The sequence below is a fragment of the Synechococcus sp. R55.2 genome (genome assembly GCF_047462075.1).
Classification (GTDB): Bacteria; Cyanobacteriota; Cyanobacteriia; order Thermostichales; family Thermostichaceae; genus Thermostichus.
On record NZ_JANSIH010000322.1, the window covers coordinates 1 to 3854 of the forward strand.

Genomic DNA, 3854 nt, shown 5'->3' on the forward strand with positions numbered 1-3854 from the left:
CCCCCCCCCCACGCCTTTACCGCTTTGACACCCCCGCCTTCACAGGCGTGGCAGGAGGTTCAGGCAATGAAACACACTATCGTGGCATTACTGGTCGCACTGGTTATATCGCTGGGATGGACACAGCACGACGACGACCTGCTGTTCGGCAGGGACGGCAATCGGGTGGAGGTACTCCAGCCGCAACCGCACCCGATACGGCAGATGTCGAGCGTGCTGGGACGCTTCATCTTGGATGTCGGGCTGGACTTCTACTTCGATTACGATACGGGGCAACCGCACCTGCAGTTCTGCCGTGTGCAGCAGGTGTGGATTACCCCAGGACTGGTCGGCTCGAAGTCGGGCTTCGGCAACCGTTTCTGCGCGTCGGGTTGCGCGAACTTCTTCGACCTCCCGACAGGCGGCACGCCGCATCATCACTTTATCTTCGCGGCGAGCGCGCCGGGCGTCTATGTGTGGGATGTGCGGGGCGTGAGCGCAATCGCGCGGGACGGCACAGCCCTGCAGGATATGCCCTACGCCTACCGCGTCTACATGGTGGCGGGCAACCCGCTGCGCCTGTTTGGGAGCGTCGCGCCTGCAACGGGCTACCAGGGCGACCTGTACGGGCTGATGTTGACCGTGCAACTGCGTCAGGGCGGGACGACCGTCGCCGAGGCGAGCCTGCCGCCCAACCCAACGGCAATCTACCCCTACATGGTGGGCTTCAACCAGCCTGCGGGAACCTATACCGTCGTCGCCAAGCTGAGCAAGCACCTCTCGCGGCGTGTGGATAACCTGTCGCTGAGCGGTAGCCACGCCCGCAACTGGAGCTTCACCACGCTGGGCGACCTGAACAACGACGATGTCATCGACGACGCCGACCTGCTGATGGTGCTGTTCGCGTTCGGTTCGGGCGACTCCGACGCCGATGTGAACGGCGACGGTATCGTCGATGACGCAGACCTACTCATCATCCTGTTCAACTTCGGCGCTGTCGGGGAGGGCGCCCAATAAATGCCCCCGAAAGGAGGACACACCATGAAACGCTGGATGACATTCGGACTGACGATTGCGCTAAGCGCGCTGTTGAGCGTATCGTTCGCAGACGGTGAACACGAGGACATTCACTTGGGCGCGATGGACGGCGCAGCGGCGGTGATTGAACCCGAAGAACTTGCGGAGCCGCCCTACCGCATCCGCTACACGCTGGAAGAGCTGCTGCCAGGGCTGTTCGGCGTCGATGTCGGCTGGGACTTCCACACCGAAGAGGGCGACGACCACCCGCAACTGCGCCAAGTGACGATTCAGCAGGTCTTCATCTCGCCGCGCTTGGTGGGCGTGATTGAGGGTGAGACCGACCCCATCTTCGGCGAGGGGCTGCCCGGCACTTGGACGCTGATCTACGACCCGAACGACCCCGAAGCGGTGCATCAGCACATCATCTTCGCGACCGACTTCCTGCCGAGCGAGGACAACCCGCTGATCTTCCAGTTCCGCTTGGTGAACGCCATCGCGTGGGACGGCACGGCGCTGAACGACTCTGGGGTTTACACGCTGGAGTTTGTGCCTGAGCCTGCGAGCCTGCTGGCGCTGGGCGCGGGTCTGGCGGGTCTGGTCGGGCTACGCCGACGAGGAGGGAAGCGATGAAGGTCGCCTATGTGTTCATCACGCCGCGCGCCGCGACCTACAAGCTGGGGCAGATGATTCTGCCCCAGCTGGAGGCGGGCACGCACGGCGTGGAGGTCGTTGGGATGTTCTTCTTCGACGATAACGCCTTCGTGCTGCGTCAGGGCGATCCGATTGGCGAGCGACTGGCGAAACTCGCGAAGGAGAAGGGTATCTTGCTGATGATGTGCGACGCCTGCGCGTTGGAGCGCAACTTAGCCAAGGGCGAGCTGCGCTGGTGCAACCCCGACGGCACAGGGCGCACGACGCCAGGCGAGGTTGTGCCCTACAACACCGTCGAGGGCGTGCAGGTGGGCTGCTTCCCCGACCTCTACGCCGCGCTGGCGGGCAACCCGCCTGACCAAGTCATCTCGCTGTAGCGCATGAGGTGATCCTATGCGACGCAACGGCTTCACACTGATTGAACTGCTGGTCGTGATTGCGATTATCGCGATTCTGGCGGCGATTCTGTTCCCTGTGTTCGCACAGGCGCGCGCGAAAGCGCGACAGACGCAGTGCCTAAGCAACATGCGTCAAATCGGGACGGCAGTCCAGATGTACCTGAACGACTACGACGAGGGCTACCCGTTCACGATGGCGATTATCAACGGGATCCCCAGCACGGTCAACTACTGGGCGGTGCATAATTACCAAGCGGCGTTGGAGCCGTACATCAAGATGGATCGCGGGCTGCGCAACAAGCAAAACATCTGGTGGGACCCGTCCGACCCCGACCGCAGCGTGCCTGCGATGTGGGGGTCATTCACCGACAACGGCTTCTTCACAGGCATGCCGCGCCGACTGGCGGAAGTGACGCGCCCCACAAGCACCATCTACGCCATCCTTCGGGGCGACCCGTGGACGCAAATCACGGGCGTCACACCGCCCAATCCACTGCCCGTCAATAACCCGAACGACCCGTTCTGGGTGTCGGAGTTCTTCGACATGTGCTTAGACCCGTGGGCGGAGACGACCGATGTGAACCACCCGTACCACTGGTCGAAGGGGCGTGCGCAGCCGCCGTGCAGCCTGTTCCCGAACGCTGCTAACTGCGGCGACTGGGACGAGCAAATCGCGAAGACGCGCTATCAGGGCGGCACGGCAGCCTTGTACGCCGACGGACACGCCAAGCATGTGCGCTTCTCGCAGACCTACCGCGCCATCGACGACAACCAGTGGAGCATCAACTTGTAGAGTCGCCACCCGCACCCGCCCTCCCCGATGTTGGGGAGGGCGGGGATTGGTTCAGCGCGTCAGGTGGTAGTAGATTATCCCATCCTGCTCGGTCTCGATGGCATACCGCTCCAGCACGAGGCGTTCGAGCAGGTTGCGTGCTTCGTGCAGCGAGATTTGCGCGGCGACGCTTGCCTCCGCAACAGTGATGCGCCCGCCATGTTGCAGGGCGTAGGCGACCACGGCGCGTTCGCGCAGGGCTTGCCGCGCTGTCTCGCTTTCCTTATGTCCTGCGCGAAACAGCCACGCGCCCAGCGCGGTCATGCCCCACAGAATCACCGACTGGCTCACGAACTCTCCCCACGCAGGGCGTGGCATCCCCCAGCCGCGATGCACCTGACTGGAGAGCCAAGTGTATGCATAATCCGCAAACGAGCCACTCAGCAGCACGACAGCGACTGTGCCCACGATTGCCAACACGCCGCCGATGACCTGCTTCCAGAGGTACACGGGCATCATCTCCTGCGCTGCGTGCAGGGGCGTTGGCTCGCGTTGTACTTGGTAGGCGCGCGCCATCGCCGCGTACATACTGGCGCAGTGGTAGAGCGCAACTATGGGCGCAAGCAACGAGGCTGGAAGCTCGAAGTGGATCCACGACGAGAGGGAGAGCGCCAGAAAGTACCACAGGGTCAGTGCGCCCAGCAGCCAAAGCGCGCCCCGAAACGGCGCACGCTGCAAAAAGTGCCCTAAGCCAGGCGCCACCAGCGACGCAAAACCATAGACCTGATGGTTCGGTATCTGCAAGCCTTGTGCATGCATCGTCATATGTCCCCCTGTATTAGGTATGGCGCATAGATTCTACCCACGCTGCATAGGTTCCTGCTAATTTGTACGCAACTATGTCCAAAACGGTTGCAGTGCGGGATACAGTCGTTGATAGCGGGGGTAGAGTTGCGCGTAGACTGCCTGATCGTCGGGATTGGGCGCGGTCGTGTCGGCGAGTTGGACGGTCGCCGCGCACGCTTCGGGCACGG

5 protein-coding genes are annotated in these 3854 nt (G+C 62.7%); 4 read left to right on the top strand and 1 reads right to left on the bottom strand.

The window, feature by feature from the left end; genetic code table 11:
* The first annotated feature begins 66 nt into the window (after positions 1-66).
* Genes NW838_RS10205 through NW838_RS10220 form a run of 4 tightly spaced genes read left to right on the top strand, consistent with a single transcriptional unit; the run spans position 67 to position 2841 of the window.
* Positions 67-996 (top strand): hypothetical protein, encoded by a 930-nt coding sequence (locus NW838_RS10205; protein ID WP_414427980.1) that lies wholly within the window; start codon positions 67-69, stop codon positions 994-996.
* 24 nt (positions 997-1020) lie between these two features.
* The gene (locus NW838_RS10210) at positions 1021-1629 is read left to right on the top strand and encodes a PEP-CTERM sorting domain-containing protein (RefSeq protein WP_414427981.1); all 609 of its coding nucleotides are present in this window, start codon (positions 1021-1023) and stop codon (positions 1627-1629) included.
* Positions 1626-2027 (top strand): SaoD/DsrE family protein, encoded by a 402-nt coding sequence (locus tag NW838_RS10215; RefSeq protein ID WP_414427982.1) that lies wholly within the window; start codon positions 1626-1628, stop codon positions 2025-2027. The genes NW838_RS10210 and NW838_RS10215 overlap by 4 nt, the downstream gene beginning before the upstream one ends.
* A gap of 16 nt (positions 2028-2043) precedes the next feature.
* Positions 2044-2841, top strand: a complete 798-nt coding sequence (locus NW838_RS10220; RefSeq protein WP_414427983.1) for a type II secretion system protein — start codon at positions 2044-2046, stop codon at positions 2839-2841.
* 51 nt (positions 2842-2892) lie between these two features.
* On the opposite strand, the gene NW838_RS10225 is transcribed toward NW838_RS10220, so the two are convergent.
* Positions 2893-3645 carry a hypothetical protein gene (locus NW838_RS10225; RefSeq protein WP_414427984.1) on the bottom strand — a complete coding sequence of 251 codons (753 nt, stop codon included), beginning with the start codon at positions 3643-3645 and terminating at the stop codon, positions 2893-2895.
* Positions 3646-3854 lie beyond the last annotated feature (209 nt).

Bases quoted from the DNA above. Each gene is read 5' to 3' on its own strand.
- NW838_RS10215 (WP_414427982.1), top strand. From the start codon at position 1,626: ATGAAGGTCGCCTATGTGTTCATCACGCCGCGCGCCGCGACCTACAAG.
- NW838_RS10220 (WP_414427983.1), top strand. From the start codon at position 2,044: ATGCGACGCAACGGCTTCACACTGATTGAACTGCTGGTCGTGATTGCG.
- NW838_RS10210 (WP_414427981.1), top strand. From the start codon at position 1,021: ATGAAACGCTGGATGACATTCGGACTGACGATTGCGCTAAGCGCGCTG.
- NW838_RS10205 (WP_414427980.1), top strand. From the start codon at position 67: ATGAAACACACTATCGTGGCATTACTGGTCGCACTGGTTATATCGCTG.
- NW838_RS10225 (WP_414427984.1), bottom strand. From the start codon at position 3,645: ATGACGATGCATGCACAAGGCTTGCAGATACCGAACCATCAGGTCTAT.